We start from the raw sequence: 20,172 nt of genomic DNA, 5'->3' as shown, positions 1-20,172 counted from the left end.
CCCCTTCAGATTGTTGGAGCCGCGTTTCCATCGTGTAACCCGCGCGTGTCAGCGGCGAGAAGGCGCGGGCGCGGCGGCCCGCCGGGTCATCGCGGGGTCAACGGGAGGTCACGCGCGGGGGGCTATCCCGCCGCGTCGCATCCCGTTAAGGTAACTGCACGTGTCGAGCGCTCGGGATGAGCCTGTCAGCCGGGACGCGGGGGAGGACGCCGGGGGGATCTCCGGCGACGGCCCCGTGACCGCCCTCCAGGCCGAGATCAGGGACGCCCTCACCGGGCTGGCCGCACGATTCGACCGCGAGCTCGCGCGCGAGCACGAGCGCGCCGCGCACCGCGAGGCGGTCATCGACCGGCTCCACGAGGAGAACCAGCGGCTGCGCCGGGGCGAGCTCCAGGCCACCCTCGAACCGCTGCGCACCGCGCTCTACCGCCTGCACGACCTCGCCCGCGGCGGCGCGCAGCGGTGGGCCGCGCCGCGGCCGCCCACGCCGGCGGACGCCGCCTCGCTGCTGGCCGCCGTGGCCGACGAGGTCGCCGACGCGCTGGCGCGTACCGGCGTCGAACGTTTCACCGTGGAGCCGGGCGAGCCCTACGACGCCACCCGGCACCGCCCCGTCGCGGTCGAGCCCGTGACCGACCCCGCACGGGCCGGCACGGTCGTCGCCGTCCGGACCGACGGGTTCGAGCACGACGGCCGGGTGGTGCGCAAAGCCGAGGTCTCTGTCGGCAAGGCCGTCCCGGAGAGCCCGGTCCCCACCGGAATGACGGTCGCGGAGGCCGCGGCCAAGCGGTCTGTCAAAGCCACGGCAAAATCTCCGGCGGATTCGCTGCCCGAATCCGTCAAGTCCGGCACGGCCGGACCTGGTGCCACCGAACCGCTGCGCGAAACCGGTGCGGAGCGAGACGATGAACGCGGGCCGGATGGACGTCCGCCCGCCGGACTCCGGCCATGAGCACCACGCCCCCGGTATCGATTGGTGAGAGGGACATGGCTGTCTACGGGATCGACCTGGGAACCACCTACTCCTGCATTGCCTCCATCGACGATGTGGGGCGGCCCGCGGTCCTGCGCAACCTGGAGGGCACCGACACCACCCCGTCGGTCGTCTACTTCGAGAGCGGCGACAACGTCGTGGTCGGAGCCACCGCCAAGGACACCGCCGTGCTCGCGCCCGACGACGTGGTCAGCCTGATCAAGCGCGACATGGGCCGCGACGTGACGCGCCAGATCCACGGGTTCGACTACACGCCCGAGGAGCTGTCGGCGTTCATCCTGCTCAAGCTGGCGACCGACGCGCGCACCACCACGGGCGAGGAGGCGCGCGACGTGGTGGTCACCGTGCCCGCCTACTTCGGCGCGGCCGAACGCGACGCCACCCGCAAGGCGGGCCGCATCGCGGGCCTCAACGTCATCGACATCGTGTCCGAGCCCATCGCCGCCGCGATCACCTACGGCGTGCTCAACCCCGAGCAGGACCGCACGATCCTGGTGTACGACCTCGGCGGCGGCACGTTCGACACGACGGTCATCGCGCTGCGCTCCGGCCACATCGAGGTGATCTGCACCGACGGCGACCACGAGCTGGGCGGCGCCGACTGGGACTCCCGCCTGGTGGAGTACCTGGCCGAGCGGTTCCGCGCCGAGCACCCCGAGGCCGGCGACCCGCTCGACGACAAGCAGACCGAGCAGCAGCTGCGCCGTGACGCCGAGGACGCCAAGAAGGCCCTCACCACCCGTACCTCCCACACCGTGCGGGTGATGCACGACGGCCGGGTCGCCGCGATCGAGATCACCCGCGAGAAGCTCGAAGAGCTGACCAAGGACCTGCTCGACCGCACGATCGAGATCACCGGCCGCACCCTCGCCACCGCCGCCGAGAAGGGCGTCGACGACTACGACGACCTGGTGCTGGTGGGCGGGTCCACCAAGATGCCGGTGGTGGCGGCGCGGCTGGAGACCGAGCTCGGGCTGGCGCCGCGCCTGCAGGACCCCGATCTCGCGGTGGCCAAGGGCGCCGCGCTCTACGCGTTCGAGGAGACCTACCGGCGGCTGCTGGCGGCGGGCGAGCAGGACCGCGCCGAGGAGATGGCGGGCCGCGCGGGCCTGTCGGCCGAGCAGCAGCGGCAGATCGCCGGGCGCCAGATCAAGACGGTCGCCTCGCACGCGTTCGGCATCGTCGTGGTCGACCGCGAGACCTCCGCCGAGAACGTCGCCCACCTGGTGCACGCCAACGACGAGCTCCCGGCCGCCAAGACCGAGGACTTCTTCACCGTCTACGACGACCAGACCTCGGCCGACATCCGGGTGATGGAGCAGGCGGGCAGCGTCGAGTCGCCCGAGCTGATCGACAACACCGAGATCGCCACGGGAGCCGTGCGCATCCCGGCGGGCAAGAAGGCCGGCTGGCCGATCGAGGTGACGTTCAGCCTCGACTCCTCGGGACTGCTGCACGTCACCGCCGTGGAGAAGGAGACGGGCGAACGGCTGGAGCTCAAGGTAGACGTCGGCGGGATGTCCGAGGAGGAGGTCGAGAAGTCCCGGACGGCCCTGTCGCGGGTGCGGGTGAGCTGAGGCCGGGGTGGCCTTCGACGACGACTACAAGCGCACGGTCCTCGAACCGGCCCGGGCGGCCGGTGACCAGCCTCCCGAGGACCTGCGGGCCCGCTACGCGCTGACCGAGCCGTTGTCGCCGGCCGCCGTGGCCTCGCAGGTCAGGCTCGTCCGGCAGTGCTGGCGGCGGGCCCGGGGGCAGCTGAAGTACCGCAAGCTCATCGACCGGCTGGAGGCCGAGCACCGCGAGCTGGCACCGATCTTCGCCGCCGTCGACCGCGGCGACCTGCGGCCGCTGGCCGACCGGCTGCGCGGCGGGCAGGAGCGCACGCGGCAGCGGTCGTCGCAGGCCCGGGCCCGGCTCGCCGACGCGGCGGGGACGCTCCGGATGGTCACCCCCGGCGAGGTGGAGGGCATCGCGCGCGCCGGCGGCGTGCCGCGCGCCGAGCTGGAGTCGGTGGCCTCGGCCGACCAGATCGAGATCCGCGAGCCCGACGTGCTGCCCGCCGCGCCGCCGTACGCCGCGTACCGGAAGGTGCGCGAGTCCCTCGACGTGCTCGGCCGCCGCCACCTGCCCGACTTCCTGTTCGGGACGCGGATGGCCGGGCCGATGCGCGTGCTGGACGGCTTCTCCGCGCCGGTCTCCGAGGGCGGCCCGCCGCGCCTGGACGCCGCGTCGGTCTCCGCGGTCGCGGCGCAGTGGGCACGGCGCAGCCGCGACAGCAGCCTCACCCACGCCGACACCGTCCTGGCCGCGCTCCGCGCCGACGTGGACCTGACCGAGCTCGTGCTCTACGACCTGGCCGAACGGCTCCGCGAGCGGCTGCGCCAGCGCGCCTCGGAACGGGCACTGCTACGCCACGCGCTGGAAGACCTGGGCATCGAGCCGGAGGACGCACGCCGGCTGGTGTTCGCCGTCCTGCGCGAGACCGGGCCGGGCGGTGGCCTGGCCGGGCGGCTGCGCGCGCTGCTCGACGCCGGTGAGGTCCACGCGGCGGCCGAGCTGACCGGCGCCGCCGGTGACGACGCGGACGACGAGGTCGCCATGCTGGCGGCGGAGGCACGGCAGCGGATCGCGACCGCCGTGCGGCTGCGCGAGGCGGCGGTCGGTGAGAAGGACCCCGACAGGGCTTGGCGGCTGCTCGCGGACGCGCTGCGGCTCGTCGGCGACCTGCCGGGGGCCTTGGAGCACCAGCGGCGCCTGCCACCGCGACCGGTGCCCGCCCTGCATGCCGACGTGGAGAGTGGAACGGGCCAGAACGTTCGGGTACGGCTGTCGTGGTCCGCGTCCCCGTCCACGGCCGGAGAGGTGATCTACCACCTGGTGCGGCGCCGCGACCGGCCGCCGCGCAACGCCGCCGACGGCGAGCCGCTGCCCGGCCCGCACGACGACCGCCCGCCGGTCAACGTGCCGCTCTACTACGGGGTGGTGGCGGTGCGGGGCGAGGCCGCCGCGGCGCCCGCCGTGGCCGGTCCGGTGATCGTGCGGCCCGAGCCCGGGGAGGTCGAGCTGCTCTCCGGCGACGGCGTCGTCACGGGCCGGTGGCGGTGCCCGCCGGAGGCCGCGCGCGCTCTCGTCGTCCGGGACGGGAAGACGGTCCCGGCCGGGCGCGAGGGATTCCGGGAACGGGTGCCGAACGGGGTCACCCATCACTACCGGATCAGCGCCGTCTACCTCGACGCCGACGGCCGGGAGGTGGCGACCCCCGGAGTGCGGACGTCGGTGACGCCGAGCGCGCCACCGGAGCCGGTGTACGAGCTCGCCGCCGAGCCCGACCCGTGCGATCCGGGGTCGTTGCTGGTGCGGTTCGAGCCGCCGCGGCAGGGCACGGTCGAGCTGGTGCTGACCACGGGACCGCCGCCGTGGCCGCGCAGCGCGCTGGTCCCGGTCGAGGAGGTCCGGCGGGCCGGCCGGCGCGTGCCGGGAACGCCGGCGAAGGGCGGCCTGGTGGTGCGGCCCGGCGCGGGCGGCTGGCTGCTCGCGGTGAGCGTCACCGAGGACCTGGCCGCGATCGGCGCCTACCACCGGCACGTCAACCTGCCGCCGCCGCGCGGCGTGGTCACCGAGCGGCGCGGCGCGTTCGTGCATGTCGGGTTCGACTGGCCGCCGGACGTCACGGAGGTCGAGCTGACGTACCGGATCGGCCCGGAGCCGGTCGCCACCGGACCCGGCCGCCCGGACACCGGCTTCGGCATCGAGCGCAGGATCGTCACGCGCGCCGCGTACGACACCCAGGGCGGGATCAGGCTGCCGGTGCCCGAGGACGAGCCGGTCGAGCTGCGCGTGGCGGCGACCGGCACGGTCGGCGGCGCCCGGGTCACCGGCCCGGCGGTGGGCGCCGAGGTCGCCGCCCGCACCGTGGTCTCCTACGACCTCGAACGCGGCGGGCCGCCGTGGCGGCGCTCGCTCACGATCCGGCTGTCGGCGGGCCGGGCGCTGCGCGTCGCGCGGCTGGTGCTCGTGCTGCGCCCGGGCCGGGTCATGCCGCACCGCGCGGGCGACGGAGAGACCGTAGGCTCGTGGGACCAGGTCCCGGTCCCTGGGGAGGTGTCCCTGTCGTTGCCGCGCACGTCCGGGCCGTACTGGCTGCGCTGCTTCGCCGATGATGGTGTCATCGAACTCAGCGACCCCCCGGTCCGCCGCCTCCAGGTCATGAGGTGAGGATGCTCGACAAGGCCCGTTTCCCCGGTGTGCGCGGTTTCCCCGGCGTGCCGGCGAGGGACGCCGTCACGTGCCCGTACTGTTTCGCCGTGGTGCCGTCGCAGCGGGTACGGTTCCGCTGCCGCGGGCAGGCGGGACGCCGTCCCGGGTGCGCGCCCGTCCTCGACCACCGGCTCGCCGGCTACACGGGGTCGACGGCGGGCGCGTCGCTGCCGCCGGTCTTCGCCGCGCCCGGGCGCCGGAGCCGCGCCGCGTGCCCGGACTGCGGGCAGGAGACCGGGAGCCGGGTCTGCCCGGAGTGCCACAACCCGCTGCCGTCGGCGTACTGCGACTCCCCCGGCCGGATCGTGGCGCTGGTCGGCGCCAAGAACGCGGGCAAGAGCACCTACATCGCGGTGCTGCTCCACGAGCTCATGAACCGCGTCGGCACCGAGCTCGACGCCTCCCTGGTGGCCTGCGACGACCGTACGATCGAACGCTACAAGCGCGACTTCGCGCGGCCGCTGCTGGAAGAGCGGCGGCTCCTGCCGACCACGACGAGCGCGGCGACGAGCCCGCGCGAGCCGCTGGTCTACCTGCTGACGCGGAGCCGCGCCGGAGGCCGGTTCGCGCGCGGCCGCACCGACTCGCTCGCGCTGGTGCTCTTCGACACCGCCGGTGAGGATCTGCGCAGCCGCGAGGTCCGCGACCTGCATCTGCGCTATCTGGAGGCGGCCGACGCCATCATCTTCCTGGTCGATCCGCTGGAGCTGCCCGGAGCGCGGGCCGAGCTCGCCGACACGGCGCCGCCCTCCGGTGATCCCGACGCCGAGCCCATCGACATCATCGCGCGGGTGACCGAGGCCCTGCGGGAACGCCGCGGGGCGAAGCCGGGCGACCGGCTGCGCGTGCCGGTCGCGGTCGCGCTGACGAAGATCGACGCGTTGCGGCCCGGGCTGCTGCGGCAGTCGGCGCTGCAGCGGACGCGCGCCGGCGTGGGCGTGCTCGATCTCGACGACCGGGAGGCCGTGGACGAGCAGGTCCGCGCGATGCTGCACGACTGGCAGGCCGGACGGCTCGACCTCTACCTGCGCCAGCAGTACGCGGAGTACGCGCTGTTCGGGTTGTCGGCGCTCGGCGGGATACCGCGCGACGGCAGGGTGGGCGAGGGCGGCGTACGGCCGTACCGGGCCGAAGACCCGTTGCTGTGGCTGCTCTACCGGTTCGGGATGCTGGACGGCGCCCGGCCCGGCCCGGGGCGTCTCGGGCGCCGGGCCGCCGGGATGTGAGCGCACGTGGCCTGGCAGCTGCACTACACCTCGGCACGGCAGGGGCCGACCGGCCGGGCCGGATTCCAGTTCGTCGCCGAGACGCCCGGGCTGCCTGAGGGCGTGCGGGCCGCCGTCACCCCGCACCTGTCCTACCGTCCGCCGCCCGGCGCACCGCTCAATCCGGACGAGGGAGAGCTCGGCCGCTTTCCCGTCACGTTCCTGTACGACAGGGCGGGAGACCGGGCCTTGCTGCTGTGGTGCCGCTACCTGGGCCAGGACTACTCAGGCCGTTACGGCAACTTCTTCGCCCACGCCGTGGTCGCCGATCCGGACGAGCTGGAGGGGCTGCGGCCCGCCGAGCTGTGGCGTGCGCCGCTGTGGTCGCGCTCTCCTGCGGACGCCGCAACGCTGCCGCGCCTCGACGAGCTGACGCCCGGCGCCGCGTTCGAGCCCGAGATGCTCGCCGAATGGCTGGCCGACGCCGGGCCCGCCTCCTACGACGTCCTGGCCCGGCTGATCGACGCTGTGGTCGCGGTGCTGGGCCGGGGCCACGGCAGGGTCGTCCTCATCGCGGACCACGTCGAGCAGATCGCACGCTGGATCGCGGTGGTGTCCTATTCGCTGCCGGTGACGGCCGCGGCCAGGCTGTCGTTCGTCACCTACAGCGCCGATCCCGGCGGCGCCGCGCAGCGCCTGGTGGGCACGACCCCGGACGTGTGGGCGAGCGCGCAGCACCGCACCCCGGCCCTGCTGTCGGTCGATCTGCGGCAAGCGATGGAAAAGGCGGATCCGCCGGACACGGAGACCGGGCGGTTCGGCCGGACGGCCGCGCGGTGCTGGCGGGCACAGGACTTCGCGGGGCTCGACGCGCTGGGCGAGCTGGCCCTGCTGGAGTCGGACGGGACCGATCCCGGCGTGCTCGACCGGGCGGCGGGGTTGTTCGCGCTGTGCCGGGGTGGTGTGCCGCTCTCGCCGGAGGAGGAGGCCGCCGCGGCGGCCCTGCTGACGCGGCATGGCCGTGCGGTGCCCGAATGGGTCTGGCGGGATCTGCTGCGGGGAGTTCCGTCGATCGGCTTCGACCTCGCACTGGCCATCCACGAGTGGGCACGCGACGCCGGGGCGCCCGACGTGGCCGGGCAGTGCGCGCTGCGGGCCACCGTGATCGCCCTGTCGGAGCCGTCCGTACGCGACCGGCTGCCCGCGTACACGCTCCCTCCCGGCTCGCTCGCAGGCCTGATCCCGAGGGTGGGCGACGCGCTGGCGGCGGCGCCCGATCTGACCCAGGCCGCGCGGGTGATCGCGGTGGCCGCCGGAGCGGGAGCCGCGCCGGCCCCGGCCCAGGTGACCGCGGTGGCCGCCGGACGAGCCGAGGCCGGGGCCGCGGACCTTCCGACCGCCCTTTCCGCCTGTCCCGCCGAGGCGCGGGAGGCCCTGCTGGCGGGGGCGCTGGCGGGCCTGGCCGCCGCCGACGAGAAGACGCGGCACGCGGTGCTCACCAACACGGCGTGCGACCTGCTGTACGAGCAGGAGCCGGACCGGCTGGCCACGATCCCGGCCGTCGGGCTCGCGGTGCTCGCCTCGGTCGGCCACCGGCACCGCGACCGTCGGCTCCCGGTCACCGGGGAGCTCCTGCGGATCGGACGCGGCTCCGCGGAGCTCGACGCGCCGTTGGGCCGTGTCTGGTCCAGGCCGCCGACCGTCGCCGAATGCCTCGAACTGCTGGAAGCCCATCCGGCGGCGATGCTCGAACACCCGGCACTGGGCGTCCTGCCGTCCCGGACGTTCGCCCGTTCGGCCGCCTCGGCGGACGCGGCGGCGCTGGCGGAGGCGGCGACGCAGCGGCTGGCGGCGCGGGCACGCGCCCTGCTGCCCGGCACGGGTGCCGAGCGTGACGGCGCCGCCGTCGAGGCGTACGCCGACGCGGTGGGCGCGCGGCGACCGGAGCGGGCGGCGGAGGCGTTCGGCTCGCTGGTGAGCGGTGGCGCGTCGCCGCGGCTGGCGGACGCGGCGTTCGACGGGGCGGCGCGCCGGACGGCCCGGCGCGATCCGCGGTTCCGGGCGGCGCTGCTGGCCGCCGCGTCCGGGGCCGTGCGCGCCCGGCTGGCCGCCGGATGGACGGCGGAGCCGGTCTCCGGCCGCCTGGCCCTGGCGCGGCCCGCCGTCCGCTCGGCGGAGCTCGCGCGGCGCAACGACCTGGTGGAGGTCGTCCTGCGGCTGCGGCTGCGCGGGATCACCGAGCCCGCCCTGGAGGCGTGGGCGCGCGCGGCGCTGTCGCGTTTCCTGCAGTCCCGGCAGCTGGAGTCCTACTTCTCCGGTGACCGCGAGCTGCGCGGCGCGCTGCGCGACCTGGTCGCCGAGACACGCGGCACCGGGCGGGGTGACCGGCCGTGCAGATGATCGTCGTCCTGCTGCTCACGGCCGTCTGGGTCGCGGTCATGTACGTCGGGTTCGTGGTCGTGTTCCCCTACCTCTTCCCGGTCACGCTGATCGCGGCGGCCATCGGGGCCCTCGGCCTCTACTACGTGCACGCCTGCCGGACGCTCGCCCCCACCACGCTCGGCGGGCCGTCCCCGGTCCCCGAGCCGGAGGCGTCCTACCGGCACTACCTGCTGGCGCAGGTGTGGCGGGACTGGTGGGCGATCGCGCGGAGGGTCGTCCCCCGGATCTGGGGCCTCGCGGCCGGCGCCCTCACGGTGCTGACCCAGACCGTCCTGCTCGGCGGGTTGTGGGGGTTCTTCACGTTCCCGTTCTGGCTGGCGCTGTGCGCGGGGATCGTGGCCGCCGCCGTGCCCGCGCTGGCCCTCGGCGCCGCGCTGACCGTGCTGTACGGGATGGTCGCCGCCGTCGGGCTCGCGGGCTGGGTGGTGTGCGTCCTGGTGCTCGCGGCGGTCGAGCGGCTGTTCATGATGTACGGGCGCATCCTGCAGACCTGCCCGCATCCGTTCTGCTACGAGAGGGTCGGGCTCCCGGTCTACGAGTGCCCGGGATGCGGTGTGCGCCATCCGCGGCTGACGCCGGGGTCGGGCGGCGCGTTCCGGCACGTGTGCCGGTGCGGGGCGCGGTTGCCGACGACCGTTCCGCTGGGGCGGTTCCGGCTCGCCGCGTACTGCCCGCACTGCGGCGGGAGGCTGCCCGAGCGCATCGGGCGGGTACGGGTCGAGCCGCTGCCGTTCGTGGGCGGCCCGGCGGCCGGGAAGACGACGTTCATGTTCCTGGGGATCAGGGCGCTGCACGCCCGGGCGCGCGCCGTGGAGGGACGGCTCGCGTTCGTCGAGCAGCGGCACGCCCAGGCGTACGCGGGTGCCATACGGGAGTTCCAGCGGGGCGGGCAGCCGGCCAAGACCGGGCCCGAGCTGCCTCTGGCCACGATGGTGGACGTGGAGCTGCCCGGACGCGCGCGCCGGATCCTGTACCTCTTCGACCCGGCGGGCGAGCACTACACCGGCGCGACCGAGGTCGAGTCGCTGCGCTACCTCGATCACGGGGAGGCGCTGCTGTTCATCGTCGACCCGTTCGCGCTCCCGCAGGTCCGGCGTTCGCTGAGCGCCGACGAACGCCGGGTCGTGGACGGGTCCGCCGCGTCCTCGGAGGAGGACCCGGCCGACACGCTGCAGCGGGTGCTCAACGAGCTGCGCTCCCGCCCCGACCGCGGCAGGCAGCGGCGGATCGCGGTCGTCGTCACCAAGACCGACCTGCTGGAGCGCACCGAGATCGGACGGCCGCTGCGCGACGGCACCGATCTGCGCGGATGGCTCGGCGGGGTCGGGCTCGGCAACACGGTGCGCACGCTCGACCAGGTCGCCGGGCAGGTGCGCTACCTCGGCTCGGGCCTCGCGACCGACCCGGCCGACGTCGCGGGGCTGCTGGGGTGGGTGTCGGGCCTGCCGGTGAACGGGGCCGCGGCGGATAGCCCGTCCCCGCCGGACGCGGGTGAGGCGGTCGAGGCACCCGGGACGGCTCCGCTCCGTTCGCCCTGGCCGGTACGGGGACGGGACGCCTCGCGGGTGCCGCTCGGCTACCAGCTGGGCCGCTGGGCCGTGCTCGCCGGCCTCTCGGTGCTCACGGTCGCGGCGCTGGCCGCCACCGCCGCCGTCGCCGCCGCACGGCTGCCCTGGGGCTGATCCGGCCGGTTTTCCGGGTGTGAGCCGGGCCGGGCGGGTTCATGCCCGAACGCGCGAGTGGCGAACTCCGTCACCCGAGCGGGCGTCCCAACGAGCAAGAGGGACTTTCGACCCCGCCGGACGATGGGGGCAGCACATGCCCGAGCACGGGCCTCAGAATCAGGCCGAACCCGAGATGTCGGGCCGGGCCATGCTGCTCCTCGGCGGCACCATGAGCGTCGCCGTGGTGTGCGTCTTCGGCCTCACCCTCCTCCTCGGCGGCACGTCACCGAGCGCCGAAGGAGCCCCGGCCGGTGGCCAGGCCCCGGTTCCGCCCGCACAGCAGGAGCCGCCACCCGCGAGCCCCGCCCCCTCCGGAACTGTCACGGCCCCGCCGGTCGCCATCCCGGCCGTGACAGGGCTCAGCACCACGTCCGCCGTCGGCAGCCTGGCGGAGCGCAGGATTCCGGTGGGCGCGGTCATCCGCGTGCCGTCCTCGCAGCAGGCGGGGCTGGTGGTCCGCAGCTATCCCGCGAGCGGAACGAGCCTGCGCTCGGGCGCGCCGGTGACCCTCTACGTCTCCGCGGGCCAGGGCGGATCGATCACCGGAAACCAGGTCGCGGTGCCGTACTTCATCGGGCTGAGCGAGCAGCAGGCACGTGGTACGGCGGCCATGCTGGGGTTCCAGGTGACCGTGTCCGGCACGGGCACCGTCGTGTCCGTCCAGCAGCCACGCCCCGGCGCCGTCTACCTGCGCGGCTCGACGGTCACCCTCACATTGCGATGATGTGACCACCTCACTGCCTGACACAGCAGGTAACCGACAGTGACCCGGATATACCTTCTGTGCGGGCAGCACGGAGGGGATGACCAGATGACCGACGGTCACGGCCGCATGACGCAAGCCTCCGCCACCACCTCCGCTCCCGGACTTCCCGACCGGCGGCTCGGCCTCATCGTCATCCTCGGCGCGCTGACCGCCATCGCGCCGCTGTCGATCGACATGTACCTCCCGGCGCTGCCCCGGCTCACCGCCGACCTGTCGACGGGGGCGACGCAGGCGCAGCTCACGCTGACCGCGTGCGTGATCGGCCTGGCGGGAGGACAGATCGTCGCGGGCCCGCTCAGCGATCGCTGGGGCCGCCGGCGCCCCCTGATCGCCGGCCTCCTCGGCTACTCGGCCGCGTCGCTGGCGTGCATGGTGGCGCCGAGCATCGAGACGTTCATCGCGTTCCGCCTGCTGCAGGGCGCGACGGGCGCCGCCGGGATCGTCATCGCGCGCGCCATCGTCCGCGACCTCTACGAGGGGGTGGCGGCGGCGCGGTGCTTCTCGCTGCTCATGCTGGTGAACGGCCTCGCGCCGATCCTGGCCCCGATCATGGGCGGCCAGCTTCTGCGGATCACCCCGTGGCCGGGCGTCTTCGCCGCCCTCTCGGCGATCGGCGTGGCGCTCCTGCTCGCCGCGCTCTTCGGCATGCGCGAGACGCTGCCGCCGGAGCACCGCGAGACCGGCGGCTTCCGCGCCACGCTCACCACCTTCCGCGGGCTGCTCGGCGAGCGTTCGTTCATGGGCTACGCGATCGGGGCCGGCCTGGCGTTCGCGGCGATGTTCACCTACATCTCGGGCAGCTCGTTCGTGTTGCAGGAGGGCTACGGGATGTCGCCCCAGGCGTTCAGCGCCGTCTTCGGCGTCAACGCGTTCGGCATCGTCCTCGCCGGGCAGGTCAACCGGCGCCTGGTGGGCCGGATTCCCGTCGGCCGCCTGCTCGCCACGGGGCTGGGCACCGTCGCCGCCGGCGGCGTCGCCCTCCTCGTCGCGGTACTCGCCGGCGCGGGCCTGGCCGTCATCCTCCCGGCGCTCTTCCTGGTGGTCGCGGCGCAGGGTCTCGTGCTGCCCAACTCGGCGGCGCTGGCGCTCAGCGGCCGGCCGCCGAAGGTCGCGGGAAGCGCGTCCGCCCTGCTCGGCCTGGCGCAGTTCGCCATCGGCGGCGCCGCGGCGCCACTGGCCGGGGGCACCGCCGTCCCGATGGCCGTCACGATCGCCGCCTGCGCCCTCGCCGCCGTGCCCGCCGCATGGGTTGCGTCAAAGAACTAACCGGCCGTACGGTCGGAGGGTGATCGTCAGAATCGGCTACAACGCCCCCGCCGCCACGCCCGACACCGGCGATTTCACCGCGCTCGTCCAGGGCCTGGAACGCGAGGGCTTCGACTCGCTCTGGGTCTCCGAACGCGCCACCGGCCCGTCCCCCGATCCCGTGGTCGCCCTCACCTACGCGGCCGCCCTGACCACGCGGATCAAGCTGGGCACCTCGGTCATGACCCTGCCCGGCCGCCGCCCCGCCCTCGTCGCCAAGGAGCTGGCCTCCCTCGACCGCCTTTGCGGCGGCAGGCTTCTTCCCGCCTTCGGCCTGGGCCTGCGCAATGCCGGCGAGCACCAGGCCTTCGGCGTCCGGCGAGAGGAACGCGCGGCCATTTTCGAAGAGGCCCTTCCGCTTCTCCGCCGCTTTTGGGCCGAGGACGAGGTCACCCATCACGGCACCCATTTCTCTTATGAAGACCTTAGAGTTCTTCCCAAACCCGTCAAAAGGGGCTTCGATGTCTGGATGGGCGGCGCCTCCGACGCCGAGCTCCGTCGTACGGGCCGCCTCTCCGACGGCTGGCTGGCCGCGTTCATCACCCCCGCCGAAGGCGAACGGGGCCGCGTCCTCATCCAGCAGGCCGCCGCCGAGGCGGGCCGCGAGATCGAAGAAGAACACTTCGGCGCCGTCGTCCCGTACCGCCGGGGTCCATTGGATCCGCAGGTCGAAGCCCGTCTCGCCCGGTCCCGTATCGCCCGGGGTCCCGCGCCGGTCGCCGAGGTGATCCCCACTCTGGAGACTCTGGAGACCCACCTCGAACACCTCGTCGAGGCAGGGCTGTCCAAGTTCGTCCTGGCACCCCTGGCGACCCCGCCCAACTGGGACACCGAACTGGCCGACGTCCGCGACGCCGTCCTGTTTCTCCAGACCAAGCGTTAAAAGCAATTGAGGCCCGTGGGTGGGCCCTAGGGCCCTAGGGCGCCCAATGCCGGAATCCCTAGCGTGACGGCCAACCGATCAACGGCAATTCGGCCGTTGAAAAGCCGAAAGGAATTCGTGTTGGCATCGAAACTCGCACGCTCGGGAGCACTGCTGGTCACGGGCGCCGCGATGTCGGGCGCGATGGCCGTCGCGGCCGCCCCGGCGTCCGCCGCCCCCGCCGCCCCGGCTGCCCCAGTCGCCGCCCAGGCGGTCTCCGGCGAGGACGCGAACGCGCTCGCGTGCCGTAGCGCCACGAGCGTGTACTCCGACAAGGGCAAGCGCGGGAGTGTCTACGCCAAGATCTGCTGGAACTCGAAGAGTTTCACCGTCCGGGGCACGATCAAGGACCACGCCCCGAGGGACAGGTTCGTCAGGGTCGGCGTACACGTGAGGTACAACAACAGGGTCCACAAGAGCGGCTATCCGTTCTGGCTCAACCAGAAGCAGGCATCCACGAAGAGCTGGAGCCTCAGCAGCAAGGGCTACGGGTTCAGGTTCCGGGTCTGCGTCAAGGACTCCTGGAGCCGCATGTGGTGCGGCGCCTGGAAGTAGTCACCCGCTGAGGTCCGGGCCGATGTCTCCCGTCACATCGGCCCGGGCCTCGCCGTCCACGCCCTGGCGGGTGGTATTGCCGGGCTCTCGGGACTGTGCCAGCATGTGCTGGCACGGTTGAGGCCCGGTCAACTCCCCGCGTCAGGAGTGGTCGTCGTGACCCGAATCCCCCGCCGCCGTTCCGCCGCCGTCCTCCTGGCGATGGCCGCCTCCCTCGCAGTCCCCCCGCAAGCCCAGGCCGCTCCCGCGGATACTCCGTCTCCTCAGGGTGAGCCGCGCACCGTCACGCTTGTCACGGGTGACCGCGTCACGGTCGTGGAGCGCGAGAACGCGCGCCCGGTGGTCACGGTCGAGCGGGGTCCCGGCAGGCGGCACACGGGTTTCACCACCGAGATCACCGATGGCCGGATCGTCGTGACGCCGGAGGACGCCCGGCCGCTCGTCGCCCAGGGGCGGCTGGACTCCCGGCTGTTCGACGTGACCCAGCTCCTCGCCTCGGGCTACGACGACGAGCACCGCGCCCGGCTGCCGTTGATCACCAAGGGTTCCGCCGTGCGCTCGGCCCGCGCGATCCCCGGCTCGCGGCTCGGCACGGTCGACGCGGACAAGCGCGGCCTGGCCTCGATGTGGCGGTCGTTCACCGCCGACCCGTCCGCCAAGCTGTGGCTGGACGGCAAGATGAAGGCGAGCCTGGACGTCAGCGTCCCGCAGATCGGCGCGCCCGCGGCCTGGGCACGCGGGCTCACCGGCAAGGGCGTCAGGGTCGCCGTGCTCGACACCGGCGTGGACGCCGGGCACCCCGACCTCAAGGAGGCGGTGAAGGACCGGCTCGACTTCACCACCTCGGGCAGCGTGGAGGACCGGGCCGGGCACGGTACCCATGTCGCCTCGATCCTGGCGGGTTCCGGGGCCGCGTCGGGCGGCGGATACCGCGGCGTGGCGCCGGGCGCCGAGCTCGTCAGCGGCAAGGTGCTGGGCGACAACGGCGAGGGGCAGGAGTCCTGGATCATCGCCGGGATGACCTGGGCGGCCCGGGAGGCCAAGGCCAGGGTCATCAACATGAGCCTCGGCTGTTTCTGCGACTCCCCCGCCGTGGACCCGGTGGAGGCGGCGGTCAACGACCTGTCGGAGGAGACCGGCGCGCTGTTCGTCGCGTCGGTGGGCAACGTTCCCTGGCCGGCCTCAGGGCTGGTCGCGCTCCCGGCCGCCGCCGAGGGCTCGCTGGCCGTCAGCAGCGTCGACCGCGGCGACAACCAGCAGGTGACCGCGCAGGGGCCGGTGCCCGGAACGTACGCGATCAAGCCCGAGCTGCTCGCCCCGGGCCAGCAGATCACCGCCGCCCGCGCCGCGGGGACCTCGGCCGGGACGCCCGTCGACGACCACTACACCCGCCTGACGGGAACCTCGATGGCGACCCCGCACGTGGCGGGCGCCGCCGCGATCCTCGCGCAGCAGCATCCCGGCTGGAACGGGGAACGCATCAAGGCCACGCTGATGGCCGCCGCGAAGGAGCTCCCCGGCGTGGGCGTGTACACCCAGGGCGCGGGCCGCGTGGACGTCGCCAAGGCCTCCGCGCATCAGGTGAGCGCCGCGCCGGGGAGCGTCAACGTGCCGCTGCTGTGGCCCGGCTCCGGCGACACCTCCGAGCTGGCCAAGAAGGTGACCTACGCCAACTCCGGTGACGAGCCGGTGGAGTTGAGCCTCGGCCTCGCCCTGACCGGGCCGAACAGGCTGTCGCCTCCGGCAGGGGCCGTCACGCTCGGCCAGGACCGCGTCACCGTCCCGGCGGGCGGCGAGTCCACCGTGACCCTCACGTTCCGGGGGATTCCGGGCATCGAGGCCGGGCTCTACACCGGCCACCTCACCGCCAAGCGCGCCGACGGGACGACGGCGGTGCGGACCCCGGTGGGCGGGTATCTGGAGCCTCCCACCGCCGCGATGACCTTCCACGTCCTCAACCGCGACGGCGACCGGGAGCCCTTCCCGCTCGTCACGCTCCGCGATCTCGACACGGGCCGCAGCTACGACGCCTCGGGCTGGTACCTGGATCCCGCCAAGGCCCGGGTCCCGCGAGGCCGATACTTGATCACCTCGCACGTCAGCACCGGGAACGAGTGGCAGTCGATCGTCGTCCAGAAGGCCACGCTGGAGCCGGGAGCCCACGAGATCACGCTCGACGCCCGCCAGACGACACCGGTCGAGCTGACCCACGACCGGGCGGACGCGGAACTGTCGGCGGTCGACGCCGTCGTCCAGTACTCCTCTGACAAGTTCTGGTTCGCCTACCTGCTGAACGGCGACGCGACCCAGCGGATCTCGGTGACGCCCATGACCGACCCGAACGTGAACTACTCCGTGACGACGATGTGGGAAAAGCGCGGCGCCACGCTCGACGACCCCAGCCCCTACATGTATCGCGACCTCCGCTACGTGAACGGCGGCGTCCCGGCCGATCCGGGCCTGCACACCCGCGACTCGGGGATGGCGCGGATCGACACCACGGTCCGTTTCCACGGCGGTCCCGGGACCCACGGGCAGATCGGGTGGTCGGCGCACGCGGCCGGCGACGAGTTCTCCAGCGGCATGCTGCAGATGGCCGACCGGCGCCTGCCCGCACGCTTCACGCTGCATCTGCGTCCGGACGACCCCATCCGCTGGCAAGGGCGGCTACAGACCTACGTCGACCCGGCCAACTGGCGCACCCAGAACATCCGCCTCGACAGGTTCACTCCCCGCCGCTACCGGCCCGGCCGCTACGTCGACGCCTGGAACGCCGCGGTCATCGCGCCCCGGGCGGACTTCGACGAGCGCGCGGGCGACCGGGTGGAGATCACGGGGCATGGCAGCACCTGGACGAGCCCCGGCGAGGATCGTGGACGCGACCAGACGACGTCGGGAACCCTGAGGCTGAGCAAGGACGGCACGGTCCTCGGCGAGACCACGTTCACCCCGCTGAGAGGCAACTCCTCCTTCCGGGCGACGCTCCCGCCCGAGGCGGCCACCTACACGCTTCTCAAGTCGCTCGAGCGGCAGAGCACGGTCTCGCCCAAAGTCGAGTCGCTCTGGACGTTCCGTTCGGCCCGGCCGGGCTCGGCGGAGCCCGTGGGGCTCCCCCTGACCGCCGTCCGGTTCCTACCCGCCGGGCTGAACGATCGCAACCAGGCGCCGAAGGGCAGGCCGACGGTGATCCCGGTCTGGGTCGAGCGGGCCTCGGGCGCGCCCGGCGCGGCACCGAAGTCGCTCAGGGTCGAGGCCTCGTTCGACGACGGCGCGACCTGGCGGCCCGTCCCGTTCGCCGGGAGGCCCGGAGCCGGGGCGGTCACCGTCATCCCGCCGGACACCGCCTCGTTCGTCTCGCTGCGCGCCACCGCCGTGGACGCCGCCGGTGATCAGGTGGTCCAGACCGTCGTCCGCGCCTACGAGCTGAGGTGACACCGTGTGCAATGTGCATGCAGAAGGCGTGCGGCGCCGCACGGAGCGGCCGTGCGTAACGCGGTCCAACTGGTGCTCCAGGCACTACCAGAGCGCGGCGCGGCTGGCGAAGCTGAGAGGGTGTTCTGCTGTGAAGAGATCGAACCGTACTTGATCGACGTTCCGCGGGCGGACGTGGACGCGCTGGCGTCGCGGCTGGCGCGGGCAGGGGCGCGCGAGACTCCGCACGGGATGCCGGCCGGCTACCTGGAGGAGCTCGCGGAGTTCTGGGCGTGCGGGTTCGACTGGCGCAAGGCCGAGGCGCGGTTGAACGACCATCCGCACTACCTGACGCGGGTGGAGGGCCAGGCACTGCACTTCGTGCATGTGCGGTCCGGCGACCGCGGCGCCCTTCCGCTGCTGCTCGTCCATGACCGCCCGGGCACGTTCGTCCAGTACCTCGACGTGCTGGACGCGCTGTCGCGGGACTTCGACGTGGTCGTGCCGTCGGTGCCGGGAAGCGGGCTCTCGGTTCCGCTCAGCGGCCCCTGGTGGACCACGGCCAAGATCGCCAAGGCGTTCGACGAGCTGATGTGCCGGCTCGGGTACCGCCGCTACCACGTGGAGGGCGCGGGCACCGGTGCCCTGATCGCCATGGAGCTCGACCGGCGGGCCGCGGAGCACGTGCTCGGCGCGCACTTCGACTGGATGCCGCCGGCGCCGCCGCCGGGCGACTCGCCCGCCGAGCTGCTGGCGTGGTTCGCCGCCCGGAGCGCGCGGTGGGCCGGCCGCCTTCCCACGGAGGCGGACGAACGCGAGCAGCTGCTGACCGGCGTCAGCCTCCACGCGCTCACGGCCCGCCCGTCCGCCCGGCCCGCGTTCAACTAGGGCGGGGAGACGTGCCGTGGCCCGGGTCGAGGGCGGCCAGCACGAAGGCCGTGACCTCGTCCGCGAGCTCGGCGGCCGTCTTGGGGCCGTCGGCGCGGAACCAGGACGGCATCTGGTTCACCATGCCGAGCGCGACGATCGTGACCGTGTCGGCCGAGACGGCGGACGAGAAGACGCCCTCCTTCTGGGCGGCGGCCACGATGCGGCGGAACGTCACGTGATAGCGGCGCCGGTCGGCCCGCAGCACGTGCATGTAGTCCTCGTCCAGCCGGTGCGACTCGCGGGAGAAGACCCTGGCCTCGTCGATGTGCTCGGCGGTGCTCTGGATCAGCCCGGTGAGGATGGCACGGATCGTCTCGTGCGGCGGGCGTCCCGCCGCCACCACCCGGTCGAGGTCGGCCAGCTGGCGGGTGATCAGGGTGTGGTAGATCTCGTAGAGGAGATCGTCCTTGGAGGCGAAGTAGTGGTAGAGCGCGCCCTTGGTGACCGCCGCGGCCATGACGATCTCCTGCACGGACGTCCCGTCGAAACCGCGTTCGGCGAACAGCCGGACCGCCGCGTCCAGGATGCGCCGCTCCACGGGGCTCGACCGCGTGGTGGCGGCCCGTCGCCGATCGGTCATCACGGCCTCCCTCCCCATTGACGTGTGCGCGGCCTGGTCATAGCTTGCCAGAAACCGACCAGTCGGTATGCAGCCGAGGAGACCCGATGCCCGCAGTCGAGACCGCCCGTGGCCCCGTCGACGTCGACGCGCTGGGCCGCACGTTCATGCACGAGCACGTGTTCGTCCTGTCGACCGAGCATGTCGAGAACTACGGCGCCGGAGCCTGGTGGGACGAGGAGGAACGGGTCGCGGACGCGGTGGCCAAGCTCCGCCAGCTCGTCGACCGCGGGATCACGACGATCGCCGACCCGACGGTGTGGGGCCTCGGCCGCTACATCCCTCGCATCAAGCGCGTCGCCGGGCTCGTCCCGGAGCTCAACATCATCGTCGCCACCGGCATCTACTCCTACAACGACGTGCCGTTCCAGTTCCACTACCGCGGCCCGGGAACGCTCCTCGGCGGGCCGGAACCGATGGTCGCCGACTTCACCCGGGACATCACCGAGGGCATCGCCGACACCGGGGTCAAGGCCGCGTTCCTCAAGTGCGCGATCCACACGCCGGGCCTCACCCCCGGCGTCGAGCGCATCCTGCGCGCCGTCGCCGCGACCCACCGCGAGACGGGCGCGCCGGTCACGGTGCACACCGAGAGCTCGATCAACGCCGGCCGGATCGCGGTCGACCTCCTCGGCAAGGAGGGCGTCGACCTGACCAAGGTCGTCATCGGGCACGCCGGTGACAGCAACGATCTCGACTACCTGATGGAGCTCGCCGACACGGGCGCGATCCTCGGCATGGACCGCTTCGGGCTGGACCTGCTGAACCCCACCGCCAGCCGGGTCAGCACGATCGCGGCGCTCTGCGAGCGCGGCTACGCCGACCGCATGGTGCTCAGCCACGACGCCAGCTGCTACATGGACTGGTTCGGGCCCGACCCCGAGATGTTGCGCGGCATGGCGCCGAACTGGAACTACCGGCACATCAGCGACGACGTCCTGCCGTCCCTGCGCGCCCTCGGCGTCGGCGACGCCCAGATCGACCAGATGCTCGTCGAGAACCCCAGGCGCTACTTCAACCGGCGCTGAGCCCGCGCTGA

14 protein-coding genes are annotated in these 20,172 nt (G+C 73.5%); 13 read left to right on the top strand and 1 reads right to left on the bottom strand.

From position 1 onward, the window contains the following. Nucleotides 1–160 precede the first annotated feature (160 nt). The 12 genes from grpE (at nt 161) to ABD333_RS11440 (ending at nt 18,472) form a co-directional block, all read left to right on the top strand. Nucleotides 161–952 (top strand): nucleotide exchange factor GrpE, encoded by a 792-nt coding sequence (grpE, locus tag ABD333_RS11495; RefSeq protein WP_344540307.1) that lies wholly within the window; start codon nt 161–163, stop codon nt 950–952. 35 nt (nt 953–987) lie between these two features. Then, complete coding sequence (locus ABD333_RS11490) at nt 988–2,571, top strand: Hsp70 family protein (protein WP_344540306.1); 1,584 nt, start codon at nt 988–990, stop codon at nt 2,569–2,571. 7 nt (nt 2,572–2,578) lie between these two features. Further along, on the top strand, nt 2,579–5,212 hold the full coding sequence (locus ABD333_RS11485; protein WP_344540305.1) for a SaeA-related protein: 2,634 nt from the start codon (nt 2,579–2,581) through the stop codon (nt 5,210–5,212). Nucleotides 5,213–5,214: 2 nt separating this feature from the next. Beyond that, nucleotides 5,215–6,480: a TRAFAC clade GTPase domain-containing protein gene (locus tag ABD333_RS11480; RefSeq protein ID WP_344540304.1), complete on the top strand. Its 1,266-nt coding sequence runs from the start codon at nt 5,215–5,217 to the stop codon at nt 6,478–6,480. A 6-nt stretch (nt 6,481–6,486) separates the two neighbouring features. Beyond that, complete coding sequence (locus ABD333_RS11475; RefSeq protein ID WP_344540303.1) at nt 6,487–8,859, top strand: GAP1-N2 domain-containing protein; 2,373 nt, start codon at nt 6,487–6,489, stop codon at nt 8,857–8,859. Beyond that, nucleotides 8,856–10,583: a TRAFAC clade GTPase domain-containing protein gene (locus ABD333_RS11470; RefSeq protein WP_344540474.1), complete on the top strand. Its 1,728-nt coding sequence runs from the start codon at nt 8,856–8,858 to the stop codon at nt 10,581–10,583. The genes ABD333_RS11475 and ABD333_RS11470 overlap by 4 nt, the downstream gene beginning before the upstream one ends. Nucleotides 10,584–10,719: 136 nt before the next feature. Then, nucleotides 10,720–11,349, top strand: coding sequence for a PASTA domain-containing protein (locus ABD333_RS11465; protein WP_344540302.1), 630 nt, complete (start codon nt 10,720–10,722; stop codon nt 11,347–11,349). An 87-nt stretch (nt 11,350–11,436) separates the two neighbouring features. Then, nucleotides 11,437–12,657 carry a multidrug effflux MFS transporter gene (locus tag ABD333_RS11460; protein WP_344540301.1) on the top strand — a complete coding sequence of 407 codons (1,221 nt, stop codon included), beginning with the start codon at nt 11,437–11,439 and terminating at the stop codon, nt 12,655–12,657. Between the two features lie 19 nt (nt 12,658–12,676). Continuing rightward, entirely contained in the window at nt 12,677–13,579 is a 903-nt protein-coding gene (locus ABD333_RS11455; protein ID WP_344540300.1) for an LLM class flavin-dependent oxidoreductase, read from the top strand. Between the two features lie 120 nt (nt 13,580–13,699). Further along, nucleotides 13,700–14,173: a hypothetical protein gene (locus ABD333_RS11450; RefSeq protein ID WP_344540299.1), complete on the top strand. Its 474-nt coding sequence runs from the start codon at nt 13,700–13,702 to the stop codon at nt 14,171–14,173. Nucleotides 14,174–14,329: 156 nt separating this feature from the next. After that, a complete protein-coding gene (locus ABD333_RS11445) occupies nt 14,330–17,605 on the top strand; it encodes a S8 family serine peptidase (protein ID WP_344540298.1) in 3,276 nt (1,091 codons plus the stop codon). Nucleotides 17,606–17,755: 150 nt separating this feature from the next. Further along, nucleotides 17,756–18,472: an epoxide hydrolase family protein gene (locus ABD333_RS11440; protein WP_344540297.1), complete on the top strand. Its 717-nt coding sequence runs from the start codon at nt 17,756–17,758 to the stop codon at nt 18,470–18,472. On the opposite strand, the gene ABD333_RS11435 is transcribed toward ABD333_RS11440, so the two are convergent. Beyond that, nucleotides 18,465–19,094, bottom strand: coding sequence for a TetR/AcrR family transcriptional regulator (locus ABD333_RS11435; RefSeq protein ID WP_344540296.1), 630 nt, complete (start codon nt 19,092–19,094; stop codon nt 18,465–18,467). The two genes, ABD333_RS11440 and ABD333_RS11435, sit on opposite strands and share 8 nt — an antisense overlap. Nucleotides 19,095–19,180: 86 nt before the next feature. On the opposite strand from ABD333_RS11435, the gene ABD333_RS11430 reads away from it, so the two are divergent. Next, nucleotides 19,181–20,161, top strand: coding sequence for a phosphotriesterase family protein (locus tag ABD333_RS11430; protein ID WP_344540295.1), 981 nt, complete (start codon nt 19,181–19,183; stop codon nt 20,159–20,161). Nucleotides 20,162–20,172 lie beyond the last annotated feature (11 nt).

This window comes from Actinomadura fulvescens, assembly GCF_039533225.1.
Classification (GTDB): domain Bacteria; phylum Actinomycetota; class Actinomycetes; order Streptosporangiales; family Streptosporangiaceae; genus Spirillospora; species Spirillospora fulvescens.
This window is presented reverse-complemented; position numbering and strand designations above follow the sequence as displayed.